18 protein-coding genes and 1 tRNA gene are annotated in these 17,324 nt (G+C 57.6%); 12 read left to right on the top strand and 7 right to left on the bottom strand.

Features of this window, described 5'->3' with window-relative positions:
• Nucleotides 1–62: 62 nt before the first annotated feature.
• The 3 genes from AFERRID_RS10350 to AFERRID_RS16360 form a co-directional block, all read right to left on the bottom strand.
• On the bottom strand, nucleotides 63–1,112 hold the full coding sequence (locus AFERRID_RS10350) for an NAD(P)-dependent alcohol dehydrogenase (RefSeq protein WP_126605708.1): 1,050 nt from the start codon (nucleotides 1,110–1,112) through the stop codon (nucleotides 63–65).
• Between the two features lie 101 nt (nucleotides 1,113–1,213).
• Complete coding sequence (locus AFERRID_RS16365; RefSeq protein ID WP_269149202.1) at nucleotides 1,214–2,158, bottom strand: helicase-related protein; 945 nt, start codon at nucleotides 2,156–2,158, stop codon at nucleotides 1,214–1,216.
• Nucleotides 2,110–3,240 carry a DEAD/DEAH box helicase family protein gene (locus tag AFERRID_RS16360; protein WP_269149201.1) on the bottom strand — a complete coding sequence of 377 codons (1,131 nt, stop codon included), beginning with the start codon at nucleotides 3,238–3,240 and terminating at the stop codon, nucleotides 2,110–2,112. The genes AFERRID_RS16365 and AFERRID_RS16360 overlap by 49 nt, the downstream gene beginning before the upstream one ends.
• A 135-nt stretch (nucleotides 3,241–3,375) precedes the next feature.
• On the opposite strand from AFERRID_RS16360, the gene AFERRID_RS10340 reads away from it, so the two are divergent.
• Nucleotides 3,376–3,452, top strand: a tRNA-Arg gene (locus AFERRID_RS10340).
• A 252-nt stretch (nucleotides 3,453–3,704) separates the two neighbouring features.
• Here the strand turns inward: AFERRID_RS10340 and AFERRID_RS10335 are convergent.
• From AFERRID_RS10335 to AFERRID_RS10325, 3 genes are all read right to left on the bottom strand, one after another.
• Nucleotides 3,705–4,034 (bottom strand): 4a-hydroxytetrahydrobiopterin dehydratase, encoded by a 330-nt coding sequence (locus tag AFERRID_RS10335; RefSeq protein WP_113526778.1) that lies wholly within the window; start codon nucleotides 4,032–4,034, stop codon nucleotides 3,705–3,707.
• Nucleotides 4,035–4,199: 165 nt separating this feature from the next.
• Complete coding sequence (locus tag AFERRID_RS10330; protein ID WP_113526779.1) at nucleotides 4,200–4,982, bottom strand: sulfite exporter TauE/SafE family protein; 783 nt, start codon at nucleotides 4,980–4,982, stop codon at nucleotides 4,200–4,202.
• Between the two features lie 828 nt (nucleotides 4,983–5,810).
• Entirely contained in the window at nucleotides 5,811–6,044 is a 234-nt protein-coding gene (locus AFERRID_RS10325) for a hypothetical protein (protein WP_226858168.1), read from the bottom strand.
• Between the two features lie 938 nt (nucleotides 6,045–6,982).
• Between AFERRID_RS10325 and AFERRID_RS10320 the strand changes: the two genes are divergently transcribed.
• The 8 genes from AFERRID_RS10320 (at nucleotide 6,983) to AFERRID_RS10290 (ending at nucleotide 13,203) form a co-directional block, all read left to right on the top strand.
• Nucleotides 6,983–7,723 (top strand): MBL fold metallo-hydrolase, encoded by a 741-nt coding sequence (locus tag AFERRID_RS10320; RefSeq protein ID WP_113526780.1) that lies wholly within the window; start codon nucleotides 6,983–6,985, stop codon nucleotides 7,721–7,723.
• Entirely contained in the window at nucleotides 7,720–8,076 is a 357-nt protein-coding gene (locus tag AFERRID_RS10315) for an ArsR/SmtB family transcription factor (protein ID WP_113526781.1), read from the top strand. Before AFERRID_RS10320 ends, AFERRID_RS10315 begins: the two co-directional genes overlap by 4 nt.
• Nucleotides 8,073–9,350: an MFS transporter gene (locus AFERRID_RS10310; protein ID WP_113526782.1), complete on the top strand. Its 1,278-nt coding sequence runs from the start codon at nucleotides 8,073–8,075 to the stop codon at nucleotides 9,348–9,350. The genes AFERRID_RS10315 and AFERRID_RS10310 overlap by 4 nt, the downstream gene beginning before the upstream one ends.
• A complete protein-coding gene (locus AFERRID_RS10305) occupies nucleotides 9,347–9,688 on the top strand; it encodes a DsrE family protein (protein WP_113526783.1) in 342 nt (113 codons plus the stop codon). Before AFERRID_RS10310 ends, AFERRID_RS10305 begins: the two co-directional genes overlap by 4 nt.
• A 53-nt stretch (nucleotides 9,689–9,741) precedes the next feature.
• The gene (locus AFERRID_RS10300) at nucleotides 9,742–10,494 is read left to right on the top strand and encodes an MBL fold metallo-hydrolase (RefSeq protein ID WP_126605159.1); all 753 of its coding nucleotides are present in this window, start codon (nucleotides 9,742–9,744) and stop codon (nucleotides 10,492–10,494) included.
• Nucleotides 10,495–10,777: 283 nt separating this feature from the next.
• Nucleotides 10,778–11,041, top strand: a complete 264-nt coding sequence (locus AFERRID_RS10295; RefSeq protein WP_126605158.1) for an SHOCT domain-containing protein — start codon at nucleotides 10,778–10,780, stop codon at nucleotides 11,039–11,041.
• 168 nt (nucleotides 11,042–11,209) lie between these two features.
• Nucleotides 11,210–11,668, top strand: coding sequence for a hypothetical protein (locus AFERRID_RS15675; protein ID WP_232027519.1), 459 nt, complete (start codon nucleotides 11,210–11,212; stop codon nucleotides 11,666–11,668).
• Nucleotides 11,665–13,203, top strand: a complete 1,539-nt coding sequence (locus tag AFERRID_RS10290; RefSeq protein ID WP_232027960.1) for a heavy metal translocating P-type ATPase — start codon at nucleotides 11,665–11,667, stop codon at nucleotides 13,201–13,203. The genes AFERRID_RS15675 and AFERRID_RS10290 overlap by 4 nt, the downstream gene beginning before the upstream one ends.
• Here the strand turns inward: AFERRID_RS10290 and AFERRID_RS10285 are convergent.
• Nucleotides 13,193–13,477, bottom strand: a complete 285-nt coding sequence (locus AFERRID_RS10285) for a hypothetical protein (protein ID WP_126605157.1) — start codon at nucleotides 13,475–13,477, stop codon at nucleotides 13,193–13,195. The two genes, AFERRID_RS10290 and AFERRID_RS10285, sit on opposite strands and share 11 nt — an antisense overlap.
• A 389-nt stretch (nucleotides 13,478–13,866) precedes the next feature.
• Here AFERRID_RS10285 and AFERRID_RS10280 point away from each other — a divergent pair, with 389 nt between their 5' ends.
• The 3 genes from AFERRID_RS10280 to AFERRID_RS10270 all read left to right on the top strand — a co-directional run bounded on the left by AFERRID_RS10280 (nucleotide 13,867) and on the right by AFERRID_RS10270 (nucleotide 17,280).
• A complete protein-coding gene (locus AFERRID_RS10280) occupies nucleotides 13,867–14,142 on the top strand; it encodes a type II toxin-antitoxin system RelE/ParE family toxin (protein ID WP_113526787.1) in 276 nt (91 codons plus the stop codon).
• A gap of 16 nt (nucleotides 14,143–14,158) precedes the next feature.
• Entirely contained in the window at nucleotides 14,159–14,476 is a 318-nt protein-coding gene (locus tag AFERRID_RS10275) for a HigA family addiction module antitoxin (protein ID WP_126605156.1), read from the top strand.
• Nucleotides 14,477–14,850: 374 nt separating this feature from the next.
• The gene (locus AFERRID_RS10270) at nucleotides 14,851–17,280 is read left to right on the top strand and encodes a plasma-membrane proton-efflux P-type ATPase (RefSeq protein WP_126605155.1); all 2,430 of its coding nucleotides are present in this window, start codon (nucleotides 14,851–14,853) and stop codon (nucleotides 17,278–17,280) included.
• Nucleotides 17,281–17,324 lie beyond the last annotated feature (44 nt).

Genomic DNA, 17,324 nt, shown 5'->3' with positions numbered 1-17,324 from the left:
TTGACATTTTGCCTTGAAACCAAAGAGCGGGTGGGGGGCTGTAAACCGCCGCCCCAGAGGGCCTACTTCAGTGTCGCCATGTCAATCACAAAGCGATACTTCACATCGCTCTTCAGCATTCTTTCGTAGGCGGTATTGATGTAGTCCATGGGGATCATCTCGATATCCGAACCGATCCCGCGCTGTGCGCAGAAATCCAGCATCTCCTGCGTTTCCCGAATACCACCGATAAGGGAGCCTGCGAGCTGCCGACGCTTAAAAATCAGGTTGAAGACTTCTGGTGACGGATGGGGCTCAGCCGGCGCACCCACCAGTGTCATCGTACCGTCCCGCTTGAGCAGATTCAGGAAGGCGTCCAGATCATGGGACGCGGCCACCGTATTGAGGATAAAATCGAAGCTGTTGGCATGGGAGGCCATTTGCGCGTCATCTCTGGAGATGCAGACCTCATCCGCCCCCAGCCGCTTACCATCCTCCACTTTGCCGGGGGAGGTGGTGAACAGCACCACATGGGCGCCCATGGCGTGCGCCAATTTGACGCCCATATGACCAAGGCCGCCCAGACCCACAATGCCGACCTTTTTACCCGGTCCGGCACCCCAGTGGCGTAAGGGCGAGTACGTGGTGATACCGGCGCAGAGCAGCGGCGCCACACTCGCCAGATCTTTTTCATCATGCCGAATCTTCAACACAAAGGATTCTTTGACCACCACGCTCTGGGAATAGCCACCGTAGGTATTTTCGCCGCCAAATACCGGGCCGTTGTAGGTTCCGGTAAATCCGTTATCGCAGTACTGCTCCTCACCCTCATCACAGGACGGACAGTGCCCACAACTGTCCACCATGCAACCGACACCGGCAAAATCACCAACATTAAAATTTTTGACATCCTTACCGACGGCAACGACACGACCCACGATTTCGTGGCCAGGAACAGTGGGATACAGCGTGTTTTTCCACTCATTGCGGGCGGTGTGCAAATCGGAATGGCAGACACCGCAAAAGAGTATATCTATCTGGACATCATCGGGACCCGGCTCGCGGCGCAGTACTTCGTAGGGCGCCAACGGGCTGCGGGCAGTCTGCGCAGCATAGGCTTTAGCCTTGATCATCATGTTCTCCTGTCATTACATACCGTCCGGTTGGTTTACAGGATAGGCAATGCTCAAGTTGGCGTCAAGGCGCCGCCCGCAACTTCCCAAGGATTGCCCCTTCAGTCCTCCTCCAGAGATACCGGCAGGTCGGTCCCCAGAAGGCGGTTTTCCAGTTTTTTGATATCGTCCCGCAGCGCCGCTGCCTGCTCAAACTCCAGGTTGCGGGCGTGTCGGTACATGGCTTCCTCCAGTTCCTTGATTTTCTTGGCAACGGCTTGGGGATCACTGAGCACGCGATAATCCGCATTTTTTTCCGCAGCATGCGCGGCAGGTTGTGCATTGCGGCGATAGACTCCCTCAATCATGTCGGATACCGGCTTGACGATGCCGCGCGGGGTGACGCCATGCTGGGCGTTGAACTGCAACTGCTTCTCCCGGCGGCGGTCGGTTTCGGCTATGGCGCGGGCCATGGATTTGGTGATGCCGTCGGCATAGAGAATGGCCCGCCCGTGCAGGTTGCGCGCCGCGCGCCCGATGGTCTGAATCAGCGACCGCTCCGAGCGCAGGAAGCCCTCCTTATCCGCATCCAGAATGGCGACCAATGCCACCTCCGGCATATCCAGGCCCTCCCGCAACAGGTTAATCCCGATCAGCACGTCGAACACCCCGGCGCGCAGATCGCGAATGATCTCCACCCGCTCCACCGTCTCGATATCTGAATGGAGATAGCGGCATTTGATACCCAGTTCGTGGAGATAATCGGTCAGATCTTCGGCCATCCGCTTGGTCAACGTCGTCACCAGAATGCGCCAACCGTTACGTACAACGATGTTGATTTCGCTGATCAGATCGTCGACCTGCCCTTTCGCCGGACGAATATCCACAGCGGGATCGACCAGGCCGGTGGGCCGTACCACCTGCTCCACCACCTGCCCGGAGTGCTCCAGTTCGTAGGGACCGGGCGTGGCGGAAATAAACACGGTCTGCGGCATCAGTGACTCGAACTCGGGAAACATCAGGGGCCGGTTGTCCAGCGCCGAGGGCAGACGAAAACCATATTCCACCAGCGTTTCCTTGCGCGAACGGTCGCCCTTGTACATCCCCCGAACTGCGGGACCGTTACATGGGATTCGTCCATGAATAGCAGGGCATCCTTGGGGAGGTAGTCCATCAGGGTCGGCGGTGCCTGACCGGGCACCCGTCCCGAGAGGTAGCGGGAGTAGTTCTCGATCCCAGAGCAGTACCCCAGCTCAGCCATCATCTCCAGATCAAAGCGGGTGCGTTGCTCCAACCGTTGCGCTTCGACCAGCTTGTTGGCGCGGCGCAGGTCCTCCAGACGCGAGCGAAGCTCATCTTTGATAGCATCCAGCGCCGCGAGAATGGTCTCGCGCGGGGTGACATAGTGGCTTTTGGGGTAGATGGTGTAGCGCGGTAAACGGGTGATGGTCTTGCCGGTCAGGGGATCGAAGAGCGAGATGCGCTCCAGTTCGTCGCCAAAAAGCTCGATCCGAACGGCTTCGTCTTCGCTTTCCGCGGGCCATATATCGATGACATCGCCGTTGACGCGAAAGGTGCCGCGCTTCATTTCCAAAGGATTGCGGCTGTATTGCATCTCCGCCAGACGCTTGAGGATGGCGCGCTGATCCATGGTGGAGGACTCGCGCAGATGCAGAATCATGCCATGGTAGGAGGCCGGATCACCCAGACCGTAGATAGCCGAAACGGTGGCCACGATGATGACATCCGGCCGTTCCAGCAGGGCCTTGGTAGCGGAGAGGCGCATCTGCTCGATGTGGTCATTGATGGCGGCGTCTTTTTCGATGAAGGTGTCGGAGGAAGGAACGTAGGCCTCCGGCTGGTAGTAATCGTAATAACTGACAAAATACTCCACGGCATTGTGGGGAAAGAACGCGCGCATTTCCGCATAGAGTTGCGCTGCAAGGGTCTTGTTGGGCGCCATGATGACGGCGGGACGGTGAGTGATGGCGATGACGTTGGCCATGGTGAAGGTCTTGCCCGAACCAGTCACCCCCAACAGGGTTTGGAAATATTCACCAGCGGCAAGGCCGTTCACCAACAGACGAATAGCCTCCGGCTGGTCGCCCTGCGGCGAAAAACTGCTCTCCAGGATAAAGCGCTTGTCCATGCCCTGCTCCGATCGGCTGATACCACCAACCATACACGCTGGCAGCCATCAGCGAAAAGAGGCACGCTCCTGCTTCCCTGACCGCCACAGGTCCTCTACAATGGCGCCATCGATTTATTGTCCGATCATCCCTATGCGCCTGTAGCTCAACTGGATAGAGCAACGGCCTTCTAAGCCGTAGGTCGGGGGTTCGAGTCCCTCCAGGCGTACCATATAAAACATGGCGTTATAACATTTTCATGTGGGCGATTCTCGCATTTTCGGTGACTGGTATCCATATGGTATCCATTGCGCGAACCCTACAATCTCCTAGCCCTAGGCGGTCACCATCGACAGTTGGGACACGCTCCGGCGAGAAGACTGACGCTGGATCATTCAGCAGTGTCATTTTTTACGGGCTTCCATCCAGGCGATCAAGTCATCCCGCAACCAGCCCACCGCACGGACGCGCTTTTCCGCCCCCGTCATGTCAGCAGCGCATCCACCCGGGCGGCGCAGATGAAGTCATTTTCTGAAAGGCCGCTAATGGCGTGGGTACTGTAATGGACGACACAGCGGTTATAACCCAGCTCCAGGTCCGGGTGATGGTCCTCCCGGTGCGAGATCCATGCCACGGCATTCACAAAGGCCATAGTCTCGTAAAAGTTTTTGAAACGAAACTCCCGGCGGATCGCCTGCCCGACCACTTGCCATTGGGGTAGGGAGCGTAATAGAAGTCCTACCCGTTCCGCGTCCAGGGGCGCAACCCCACCCTCACAGGGTACGCAATGCGCATGTTGAAGATCTTGGTCCATGGCTATCTCCTTTTGCTTTCAGGTCCTGCAAAAAACGGTAGGGCTTTCTCCCTCCCGGCCCTTTGGGCTTGGCCTTCTGCACACCTTCCAGAATGGGGCGGAAGCGTTCTCCCTTCCAATCGGCCCGCTACATTTTACTGGAAATGGCTAATTTTTTGAACTGCCCTATATAAAATATCCAATTTCTTTGTATAACATATAAATAGCGACCAAAACTATGACGCCGATAAAGATATCATTCAACGCCGCTTTGCGCTGTCCCAGTTTGTTGGCACTAAATGCCCCCAACCATCCTCCCAAGATTCCACCAGCTATGTATTCTGCAGCAATACGCCAGTCTACGAGGCCCTCCAGTGAATAGCTGATGGCAGTGGCTGTGCCTAGGGCTCCCACAGCTAATAATGAGGAAGCGACGGCATTCAAAATAGGCAACCGCCCAGAACGCATCAGTGCAGGAACAATGAGGAAACCACCACCAATGCCAAAAAATCCTGATAAAATACCAGTACCGCCGCCATAAAAATATACACAAGCATGCCGTTTGCATGTTCTATGAACAACTGGCTGATTTTCTCGTGTCTGGTACATACTTACGGCAATCCAAAACATGAGCAGTGCAAAGAGAATGAGTAGATATTTTCCATTGATCACTTTCCCCAACTCAGCACCGGCAAAAGCTCCAATAACACCAGCGATAGTAAAATGTATAGCGACTGCCCAGCGTACATTACCGGCACGCGCATGCGGAATCAGATTTATGAAAGCATTGATACCCACAGCTAGCGCTGTCGTGCCGATAACCAGATGAGGATCGTGTACGCCGACCCAATAGAGCAACAATGGAACCGCAAGAATGGAGCCACCGCCGCCAATCAGTCCCAAGGAAAATCCTACTATTACACCAGCCAGAATGCAATCGATATCTTGACTAAAAGTCAATGTAATCATAAAGCGTTATCCAAGCTAACAGTAAAAAATAAATTTTTCAGATTAGAATATAGGTTCCGCGTCATTTTAGACAAGTAGCCTGAGATTAAGCTTGCCCAGGATTAGGTAAGCCATACGTGGTAGAACTTTGTCCATGTGACTATTCACCAAGGGTAAGTTATCCCATGGCGGGTTGTGGGGGTTCTCCCTGAACAGGTTAAACCAAGGCGTGCAGCAGATCAACGCCCTGCTTGCGCTGGGTTTCCAAACAGGATCGGATCGTGCAGAAAGGCGGTTGCCCCAATCAAAGGTCCGGAAACAGCCGGAAATGCGCTGAAACGGAATACCATAGATTTACAGCGGGTTTCAATATTGAAACGCAACATCACAACATAACTGGCCGATATTGAGACAATACGCACCGCGCCATAGCGCCAAGCGCCGCCGGGTAAAAACCGTCATCCAGGAAATCATGACCCTGGCGGCTCACTGACTACATCTTGCCCGCCGGCAGATTCTGTCTTTTCCGGTTCATACCCTGGCCTTTGCTCCTTTCCAACACCTCTATGCGGCCTGGGTGGGCGCCCTGAAATCCGGTATGGATTCCTCACACCCGCCTTTTCCAGAGCCCAGCCACGGAGGGGGGCGGACTATCGTTTTCCCGATGAAAAAACCTCCTCAAAATACTCGCAACATCATAACCAAAGGAGTTCGTCCTTTCTTTTCCTTTCTCGGAATGACCTCTTCCCTTGGCCTCACGGCCCACTCAGGCCATTTGGTGGCCGCCCGGTTACCAAGTCACTGACTCAGTTAGTATAAGCATGCCGTTTTGAACGAAAACTGCTACAGCTAGGCGGCTTGTACCTCAATGCGTGGCATAGTGACCTGCTGGCATATCTGACGCGCCATGATATTGACATATTGCTCAATAGTTTCGTGCGAAAGCCTTTCTACTTCGTTGCAGCGTGCCACTACCCAACAACCAGCCTTGTAGCCGTTACCGATTTTCAGGCTTAGATCATCGAAGAGGGTGAGGGGCACACGAATACGCAGGTGTTTACCCGAAGTAGTGGTGAAATCCATGGTAATGTCACAATGCGGAGAGATGTGTGTCAACATCATTGTATGATGTATCCATGTTATGGTTAGCTCCCATGTAATTGGCACCTAACATAGGTTAATTAAAAACTTGCTTTCTTGTCAAGCAAGATTATTTTTATTGACCCTATAAATAGTTTTCCAATGCAACATAAATTATGTTTATATACTTATATGCTTATAATTTTCTAATGTGTAACAATTACTATACAGAAACTGTAATTTTAATGAAACAATAGTTCTCCTCGAAAAACTCCGCAGATATAGTCTGATCGGATAAAATATGAGAGTTACGAATTATAGGAGGTTTGGCGGAGACGATTGCGCGTAGGACGGCCATCAAGAAGGTTCGCTTGGAATTTGGTTCGTCATCAGATTGAGTGGGGCGTCCCAGAACGATGCCTTTAGGGTTGCGTCGTTAAGACAAAAAAGTAGACCATGCATGTCTCACATTCGTGCTGACAAAATAATCCATAATATTGTTTTTGATTAGTTTCCATTTGTGACCAGAAATCAGGAAACATAATGAATTTCTTAACTTTTAGATCGTATGCGAATCCAGCCGTTTTATCCGAGTCCTACGTCTGCTTCCAGATACTGCGACCGTTGGTCCCACACGTCCCAAGCTACTGCATCCATTCCCGCAGTTTTGACCATCGCCGTTCCCCGGATCCATTCCGCGCCGCCATGGCCGCAGCCTTTTTCTGACCCACGAGCACGACCAGAAGCTTGCCCCGGGTGTCACGGACATCCGGGAAAGCGATGCCCTACGGCTCGTTGCGGAGGGGGCAGCCTAGCCTCGGTAGGCATCGACCATGCGTCCCTCCTGGAGAGAAAAGCAATTGGATCTTATTGACAAGCAGGAAAGGTCCCGATATTTTATAGTTAATTTATTTCTTAACTAACGATTAGTGGGATGGTCTATGTTTTTCAAACAACGGAGTAGCGCCGACGGGACCTTGTCCTACTTCTATGGATGCGGCAGCAAGGGTTCGGCGGTGGCAGTGGATGTCGTGGCTGGCGACGAAGCGTGGTTCGTGGAGGAGGCGCAAAAGGCGGCGGTGCGCATCGCCTTTGTCATCGACACCCACATCCATGCCGATCATTTTTCCGGCGGCCGGAAACTGGCGGAGCTGGCGGATGCACCCTACTGCCTGCACGAAAGCGATGTGGGCAAGGTGCATTTCCCGATCCGCGGCCTACAGGACGGCGAGGTGCTGGAAACGGGTAATGTCACCACCAAAGTCCTGCATACCCCCGGCCATACCTCCGACAGCATCTGTCTCCTGGTCAGCGACCTGCGGCGCAGCGCCGATCCCTGGTTCGTGCTCACTGGCGACACCCTCTTCGTCAGCGGCGTCGGCAGGCCCGATTTGGGGGGAACTCCGGAGGAGATGGCGGGCCGGATCTTCGACAGCATCCACGCCAAACTCCTCACCCTGCCCGACGACCTTGAGATCTTCCCCGGCCATGCGGCGGGCAGTGTCTGTGGTGCGGGGTTGTCCGGCAAGCCCTCTTCCACCATCGGCTTCGAGAAGCGCTGGGATCCCTATCTGTCTATGACCGACCGGGACGCCTTTATCCGCGAACTCACGGCCAACATCCCGGAGCGGCCGGCGGAGATGGCGCGCATGGTGGCGGCCAATCTGGGGGCGGCGGCATGAGCGCGGAGACGGTGCGCTTCGCCCTCTTCGCCGAGGTCTTTGCGGCGCTGGCCCATCCCAAGCGCCTGGAGATGATCCACTACCTGGGAGAACGGCAGCATACGGCGGGGGAGTTGACTGAGCTGACCGGACTGTCCAAGGCCAATGTCTCGCAACACCTCAACGTGCTCAAGGCACGTGGCTTGGTCCATTGCGACAAGTGCGGCACCTTCTGCCATTACCGTCTCACCAGCCCTGCGGTGCTGGAGACCTGCGAGATCGTGCGGAAGTTGATTCTTGACCAGATGGATATCACCACCGCCTGCCGTCAGCAACTGGCGGAAGTCGTACCGCTACGCAAGACGACTTCATGAGCCCGGTGCAGGCAGCCGCCGGGGCGTATCAGCGGGGAATTGCCCGCAATAGTGGCCAGTTTCTGCTGCAAACCTCGCAGGTCTTTTTTGTCGGTTTGGTCATCGGCATGGAGCGCACGGTCTTGCCATCCCTCGCCCAGGACTTTGGGGTGGCCAAGGGGGCTTTTCTCTTCCTAGCCTCCTTTGTCATTTCCTTCGGTCTGGTGAAAGGGGCCCTCAACCTGGTGGCGGGCTCCCTTTCCGATCGTGTCGGGCGTAAGCGGGTCTTGTTGATCGGCTGGATTGCCGGCATTCCCATTCCATTGCTGATTTTCTTTGCCCCCAACTGGTGGTGGATCATCGCTGCCAACGTCTTTCTCGGCATCAACCAGGCCTTCACCTGGACCATGACGGTGACCAGTCAGATCGACCTGGCAGGCAGCCGACAGCGCGGGCTGGCAGTGGGGATCAATGAGGCGGTGGGTTATTTGGGCATGGGCGTGGCGGGGCTGGCCACGGGCTATCTGGCCGTGCTCTATGGCCCCCGTTGGACGTTGCTGCTCTTCGGCCTGGGGGTAGTCCTGCTGGCCCTGGTGCTGCTGTTACGCGTGCGCGATACCATCGCCTGGGTTCACGCCGAGCATGGCGCCCACCCCGTATCCTCCCCCCCGTCAAAGCGGAGCTGGATGCAGAGCTTTCTCGAAGTCTCTTTCCAGAATCCGCGCTACCGCGCCTTTTGCCAGGCGGGGGTGGCCAACAAGGTGGCCGATACCCTCGTCTGGGTGCTCTTTCCGCTCTACTTCCTGGAGCACGCCATGGGAGTGGTGGCTATCGGTTGGATCACCGGCGTTTACGGTGCCGTCTGGGGGCTTTCGCAACTCTGGACCGGCTATCTGGCCGATCGCATCGGCCGCAAGATCCCCATTGTCAGCGGCTTTTTTCTGTTGTCTGCGGGCTTGGCGGCCACTGCCTTGGTGCAAGGCTTTGTTTTGTGGATGTCGACGGCGCTCATCATGGGTCTGGGCATGGCGCTCCTGTACCCGAACCTGGTCGCCGCCATGTCCGATACGGCCCCACCGCTGGAGCGAGGGCGTATCCTCGGTGTCTATCGGTACTGGCGCGATACGGGTTATGCCATCGGCGGATTGCTGCTGGGCCTGGTGGCGCAATGGAGTAACGAAATTCTCCCCGCCATCTGGGCTACGGCCGGTATTGTCGCCCTGTCGGGGCTGTGGGTGGCCCTGGCCGTGAAAGAAACCCATCCTCGTCCTGTTCAAAAAAAGGGTAATGTATGACCATCGCGTTGATTGTTTTGCATGCCGCTCCCGAGGCGGATAATCCCCGCGCCGATACGGCGGTGCGTCTTGCCGGCGCCATGCTGGCCGAGGGCAAGGAGGTGCGCCTTTTTCTGGCTGGACAGGGGATTGGGCTGCTGGCGCCCGCAAGGGAATTCGCGAAGTCTACCCATGCGCTCTTTCTGGAACTGCTGGATCTGGGTTTGACCGTGCAGTGTTGTAGCACTTCCCTCAAAAGCCAGGGATGGGCAGGGTCTTTACCAGACGGTGTTACAAAAAGTTCCATGAAGGGCCTGTCCGACTGGATCAGCGCCGCGGATGAGGTCGTCTGTTTCTGAAGTATCGCCTGTGCGCCGCCGATTCACCTGCCATCACGAAGGAGTGCAATCCGATGATCTTCCGTCAGCTCTTTGAAGCAGAATCCGCTACCTATACCTATCTCTTCGGCTGTACCCAGACAGGGCAGGCAGTGCTCCTCGATCCGGTGCTGGAGACCATGGAGCGGGACCTGCAAGTCCTGCATGATCTCGGGCTGCGCCTGAGCTATACGCTGGAAACGCATATCCATGCCGACCATGTGAGTAGCGCCTGCAAGCTCAAGGCCCGCGTCGGCAGCCGGATTGCAGGGCCGGCCATGGACGATCTGCCCTGCACCGATTTCGGGGTGGCCGAAGAACGGCCCCTGAGCCTGGGTTCGCTCCATTTTCAAGCCCTTTTTACCCCTGGACATACGGATACCCACCACGCTTATCTGGTGGTGGACGGCGACACTTGGCGGGTCTTCACCGGAGATGCCCTGCTCATTGATGGCTGCGGGCGCACCGATTTCCAGAATGGCGACGCCGCCACCCTATACCGCTCCGTTCAGGAAAAGCTGTTTGTTCTGCCCGACGCCACACTGGTTTATCCGGCCCATGATTATCAGCACCGGCATGTCTCGTCCATTGCCCAGGAAAAGGAGCGGAACCCGCGCCTGGCCGGCAAAAGCTCGGCGGAGTTCCAGGCCATCATGGCTGATCTGAAACTGGCCCATCCGCAAAAGATGGCATACGCCGTCCCTGCCAATCTTGCCTGCGGGCAATGTCCGGAGGACATTCCAGAAACGCTTCGCCGTCTTTGCGACCCATCCTTCCAGGGAGGGTGAGTACTTTCCGGCTGGCGAAACCCCTACCCTGAGGGCGAGAAGCCCTTCTTCACCACTTGCTAGGTGATTTATCGTGGCTGTCCGCTTTGGCCAACGGGGGACCATGGACCATATCCTCAGTCGCCAGGACACTGATGGCTGAGGTGGTCCCCATCCATGGGATAGTCTGAAAGAAGATGGAACAAGTGGACACCGCCTACTACACTGAAGTGGCGTTGAATGGTCATCAACGAGCGTTTGTTCTGGGTCCGTGGCGTAGCGAGTGAACGACGAGGAACAGAAAATGTGGCCTTACATGATGGGTGGTTTTGGCAACGGTTATGATTGGACAGGGTCGGTATTCATGGTCCTGTTTTGGGGTTTGCTTTGCCTTTTGCTGATTTTTGCCATCGTTGCTGGCGTCATGTTGCTGATGCAGGCCTTCACGGGTCGCGGGATTCGGGGTGGCAAGAAAAACACCGCGCTGGATGTGCTCCATGAACGCTATGCCCGCGGGGAAATAGGAAGGGATGAATACCTGGAAAGACGTCGCGACCTGGAACAATAACGTGTCTCCATCCACCAAAGCGGGTCCGGATGCGCCACCAACAGGTGGAACTGTGGTAGACATCTGGTCTCGTTGGTTAAGAGCCAATGTCGGCAACCGGCGCTGAGGTTCCTGCTGCGGTAAAATAGAGAGGATTCTATGGACCATTCGGGACATCAGGAACATGGGATGGGTAACGCTCATCCCGGCGCGCACGGCGGTCACAACCATGGTGCCATGATCGCCGATTTCCGGCGACGGTTTTGGGTCTCGCTGGCCCTGACGATCCCTATCCTCCTTTTGTCGCCGCTTATCCAGCGGCTGCTGGGGCTGGAGGCGGCGCTCGCCTTCACAGGGTCATCCTATGTGCTTTTCGCGTTGTCGAGTGGAGTGTATTTCTACGGTGGCTGGCCCTTCCTGAAGGGATTGTTTGCCGAGCTTGAGACCCGCAAGCCAGCCATGATGACGCTGATCGCTCTGGCCATCAGCGTGGCCTATTTTTACTCGAGCGCTGTCGTGTTCGGGGTGCAGGGGGAAGTGTTCTTCTGGGAGCTCGCCACGCTGATCGATGTGATGCTGCTCGGCCACTGGATCGAGATGAAATCAGTCCTGGGGCTTCTGGCGCACTGGAAAAACTGGTGCAAATGATGCCATCCGAGGCCCATCTCGTAACCCCGGAGGGCATGAAAGACGTGCCGGTCGCCAATCTGCAGCGCGGTGACCGGGTGTTGGTGAAGCCTGGCGAAAAAATCCCTACGGACGGACGTGTCATCGAGGGACAGACCACCATCAACCAGGCCATGCTCACTGGCGAAAGCCAGCCCGTGGAGAAGGGGGACGGCGACGAAGTGATCGGTGGTTCGGTTAACGGGGAGTCGAGTATCACCGTCGAGGTCCACAAGACCGGCAGTGAAACCTATCTTTCACAGGTCATCGAGATGGTGCGCCGGGCGCAGGAGTCCCGCTCCCGGACCCAGGATCTTGCCGACCGCGCGGCCCTGGTGCTGACCCTTACCGCGTTGAGCGTCGGCGGACTTACCCTTGCCATTTGGCTGGTCCTTGGCCAGCACTTCGAGTTTGCCCTGGCCCGCATGGTCACCGTCATGGTGATTGCCTGTCCCCATGCCCTAGGCCTGGCGATTCCACTGGTCGTCGCCGTGTCCACCGCCATGGCGGCGCAGCATGGGCTGCTTATCCGGGACCGGTCTGCTTTTGAGCGGGCGCGCCAACTGCAGGCGGTGGTGTTTGACAAGACCGGGACCTTGACGGAGGGACGGTTCGGCGTCACGGATGTAGTCGTGCTCGGCGGATACGCCGAAGATGAGGTCGTACGGCTCGCCGCGGCCCTCGAAAGCCAGTCGGAGCACCCCATCGCCGCTGGCATCGTGGCATATGCCAAAGCGAAGGGCATCGGCTTCGAGCCTCCCAAGGAATTCAAGGCCATCCCCGGTAAGGGCGCGCAAGCCGTTGTAAATGGGCGCAATGTGAAGGTCGTAAGCCCCGGCTATCTCAAGGAGAGCGGTCTCGATGTCAGCGATAAGCGGATCGCGGCCTTGGCATCCCAGGGCAAAACGGTGATATACCTGCTCGTCGACGAGAAACCGGAGGGGGCTGTCGCGCTGGCCGACATCATTCGAGCGGAGTCGCGGGAAGCCCTCGCGCGGCTGAAGGGGATGGGCGTACAGGTGATGATGTTGACCGGCGACTCCGCAGCGGTGGCCCGTTGGGTGGCCCAGGAAATGGGGCTGGACGACTATTTCGCCGAAGTGCTCCCTGGACAAAAGGCGGAGAAGATCAAGGAGGTAAAGGCGCGGGGATTGCGCGTGGCCATGGTCGGCGACGGTGTCAACGATGCGCCTGCCCTGGTGGAGGCGGATGTCGGGATCGCCATCGGAGCGGGCACGGACGTCGCCATCGAGTCGGCGGACATTGTGCTGGTCCGCTCCGATCCCCGGGATGTGGCGGCTATCCTGGAACTTTCCCGGGCGACCTATCGCAAGATGATCCAGAACCTGTGGTGGGGTGCCGGCTACAACATCGTGGCGATCCCCCTTGCTGCCGGGGTGGCTTACAGCGTTGGTCTGGTGCTTTCCCCGGCGGTGGGGGCGGCCCTGATGTCCATTTCCACCGTGATCGTCGCCATCAACGCCAAGCTCCTCCAGAGGGTTCGGCTCACCACCTAGCGCATGGATCGACAAGCAGCCAGCATGTCGCTTGTTCAGAACTTCCCGAACGTAGGATCGCTGTCACCCACCACAGGCCGAGTGCGCTGGCCACCGAGTAGCCGATGAGCCCCTGAAGAGGAATCCCCAGATAATGGGGACCGGAGTGAACGGCCATGTTCAGGGATGACCCAATAATAACAGCGGCAATGATCAGACTCAGGCCGGGTTTGGGCATCTCCCGCTCCAGCCAGCGATGCAGACCCGCACCTTGGGCAAACTCGCCCAATAACACCAGCCCCGATTATGCCGTCATGGATTCTTCCGTCGCGGCAAGCTGGAAAGGCAGCACGGTTCGTGCCATTTTCTGCATCGGCCCTCCTGTAAATCTCCCTGTAGGTGAGTCTTTTCGTCGAGACCATTATACGGAAACCCTTACAGATAGGGGCCTTCAACTGTTTTCGTCCCCATCCAATCGCGGGAATAGGGATAAAATTCACTGTTTCCATACCATCATGACCGACGTCTTCCGCTTCCCTCACTCCCCGCATTTCCCCTGGCTGAGCCAAGGCGATGAAGTTTGTGGGCAAGGCGTGCGCCAGCGACTGTCAACAGATGATTGACACCTATGACACTGCGGTGTAATTTTCAACAGGGCGGTAACAACCTCTCCGAGGGTTCCACTTGATACGAAGTTTTGTGCATAAGGGCCTCAAGCAGGTTTTCGAGACGGGTCAATCGGCGAAAGTCGGTGCGGATTTGGTGACCCGCTGCAAGCGCAGACTCGATGCCATAAACGCTGCAGTATCCCCGGAGGAGTTGAACGTGCCAGGTTTCGACTTCCATGCTTTGGAGGGGAAACCGAAGCGGTACACGGTTTATGTGAATGGACCCTATTGCATCACCTTCGAGTGGCGTGAAGGAGATGCCTGGCGCGTTGATCTGGAGAATTACCATTAAGGACAGGGGGTGTCCGATGGACGAAATGACCGTTGAGCAGGTGGACCGGACACCGACGCATCCGGGCGAGATATTGCGGGAGGAGGTACTGCCTGCACTGGATATCTCTGTAGCAGAGTTTGCCCGTGGCCTGCGGGTCTCGCGCCAGACCGTTCACGGCATCCTGTCCGAGCGCAAAGGCATTACCCCAGAGATGGCCTTGCGTATCGGCAAGTATCTGGGTAACGGGCCGGGGATATGGCTACGCATGCAACAGGCTTACGATTTGACCATTGCGGAACGTCGGTTGGCCGAAGAACTGGCGGCCATTCACAAGCCCGAGCAAGCCGCCTGACCGACAACCCGAGCGCACAAAAATACGATAGACAGTTATAGCTGCCCGAAAACGAAAAGGCCAACGCGCATGGCCTTGGCCCAACTCCCTCAGCCTTGGGTTGATGAGTGCGTCCATTGTAATAGCTATTTCAGGTGAACAAACAGGATTTCAGGCAGGGCTTCTCGCACCGCTGGGTAATGGAAGAAAGTAAACTTGGATCAGATCATTGAGGTACGCCGGTGACGGTGGCGCCATGATACGTTTGATGCGGCTCGACCACGTGAGACGTCGAAAGATACTTAAGGACAGGCATGCCGTATATTTAATACTTGCGGCACAACGACTACCTGGAAGGTGGTGCAAATGCCAGAGCCGACCAGGAGGCGGTCCTTATGACAATCAATCCTGACCCGACAAGTGCTCCCGACATTCCGGCGGTCGTCCGGCAATTGCAGAGCGATACCCGGCGCGGTTTGTCAGCAGCGGAGGCCTCCCGTCGCCTGGCCCAATATGGGGCAAACGCCATCCCCGAAAAGCGCCTCAGCCCGATCTGCCAGTTTCTGGGCTATTTCTGGGGTCCCATTCCCTGGATGATCGAAATCGCCGCGGTGCTTTCCGCCGTGGTGGCACATTGGGCGGACTTCGCCATCATCATGACCCTCCTGCTGGTAAACGCTGGCGTGGGCTTCTGGCAGGAACACAAGGCCGGCAACGCCATCGCCATGCTCCAACGGAAGCTGGCGTTGCGGGCGCGGGTCCTGCGCGACGGCCTGTGGCAGGAGATCGCCGCGCAGGACCTGGTGCCGGGCGACATCATCCTGCTGAAGCTGGGAAACATCGTTCCGGCCGATGTGCTGCTGCTGAGCGGCGATTACCTCAGTGTCGATCAATCGGTCCTGACGGGGGAATCCCTGCCGGTGGACAAGGGCCGGGGAGATAGCGCCTATTCCGGTTCCATCGTCGGCAAGGGCGAGATGCAGGGCTTGGTGACCGCGACGGGTCTGCAGACCTTTTTCGGCAAGACCGCGCAACTGGTGGAGCGGGCGGAGAGCGTCTCCCATTTCCGCAAGGCAGTGCTCGCCATCGGAAACTTCCTGATCGTTTCGGCGCTGGTTCTGATCGCGGTGATCCTCTTCGTGGCTCTGGCGATCCGTCATGAACCCATGATCCGGACGATCCTCTTTGCCCTGGTCCTGACCGTGGCCGCCATCCCCGTCGCCCTTCCCGCCGTCTTGTCGGTGACCATGGCCGTCGGGGCGGAGCGGTTGGCGCGGCTGAAGGCCATCGTCTCGCGTCTGGTGGCCATCGAGGAGATGGCCGGCATGGATGTGCTCTGCGCCGACAAGACCGGCACCCTCACCCAGAACCGCCTCACCCTCGGTGAACCCGTAGTGATCGGGGCCCGCGATGCGGAGGAACTGATCCTCGCCGCCGCTTTAGCCTCCGAGCGGGATACCGGCGACCCCATCGACACCGCTGTGCTGGGCGGCTTGCCCGTCTCCGCCCCGTTGGCTTCCTATTCCGTCCTGAAATATCAACCCTTTGATCCGGTAAGCAAGCGCAGTGAGGCGGAGGTGGCGGCAGGCGTCGAGCGCTTTCGCGTAGCCAAGGGCGCTCCGCAGGTCATCCTGGATCTGGCGCAGCCGGATGTCGGCATCAGGCAGACAGTCACCCGCCAGATCGATGCCCTGGCGGGAAAGGGCTACCGCACCCTGGGAGTGGCCCGAAAGGATGAGGATGGTGCCTGGCGCTTCCTCGGCCTCTTGCCCTTGTTCGACCCACCGCGGGAAGATTCGGCGCAAACCATCGCCGCGGGCCAGCGGATGGGGATCGAAATCAAGATGGTCACCGGCGATCATCTGGCCATCGCCAAACAGGTCTCCATGCTGCTGCATCTGGGGCAAAGCATCGTTCCGGCTGAAGCCCTCTCTACGGATGCCAACGCCGCACAGGTCCAGGCCGAAAAGGCCGACGGTTTCGCCCAGGTCTTTCCGGAGCATAAGTTCGCCATCGTCAAGGCGTTACAGGCCAGGGGCCATATCGTCGGCATGACCGGAGACGGCGTCAACGACGCCCCCGCATTGAAGCAGGCCGATGTCGGCATCGCCGTCAGCGGCGCCACCGACGCCGCCCGCGCTGCGGCCGATCTGGTGCTCACCGCACCCGGCCTGACGGTCATCGTCGGCGCCGTCCAGGAGGCGCGCCGGATCTTCGCCCGGATGAACAGCTACGCCATCTACCGGATCGCCGAGACGATCCGGGTCCTGCTCTTCATGACCCTGTCGATCCTGGTGTTCGACTTCTATCCAGTCACCGCCGTGATGATCGTCATGATCGCCCTGCTCAATGATTTTCCCATCATGATGATCGCTTACGACAACGCCCCCACGGCGCCCCAGCCGGTACGCTGGGATATGACACGGGTGCTGATCATCTCCATCCTTCTCGGCGTACTGGGCGTCGTCGCCTCATTTTTCCTGTTCTGGATTGCCGAAACCTACCTGCATTTACCGGCGGGCGTCATCCGCACCCTGATTTTCCTGAAGCTGCTGGTGGCCGGCCACCTGACCATCTTCCTGACCCGCAACACCGGCGCCATCTGGCAGCGGCCCTGGCCGAGCTGGAGTTTCTTCAACGTCACGATTGCTACGAAGATCATCGGTACCTTCGCCGCCGTCTACGGCTGGCTCATTCCCCCCATCGGCTGGGGCTATGCCCTGCTGGTATGGGCCTACTCCCTGGCATGGTTCTTCGTCAATAGCGGGGCCAAGATCATCGCTTACCGGACACTGGAGGCCTATCGCAAGTCGCCAACACATTGAAACAGATGGCTAACTGCTGAGTATGACCGGAGACGGCGCCAATG

It is taken from the genome of Acidithiobacillus ferridurans, from assembly GCF_003966655.1.
Classification (GTDB): domain Bacteria; phylum Pseudomonadota; class Gammaproteobacteria; order Acidithiobacillales; family Acidithiobacillaceae; genus Acidithiobacillus; species Acidithiobacillus ferridurans.
Note: the sequence above shows the minus strand (reverse complement) of the source record. Positions and strands in the feature narration are given on the sequence as shown.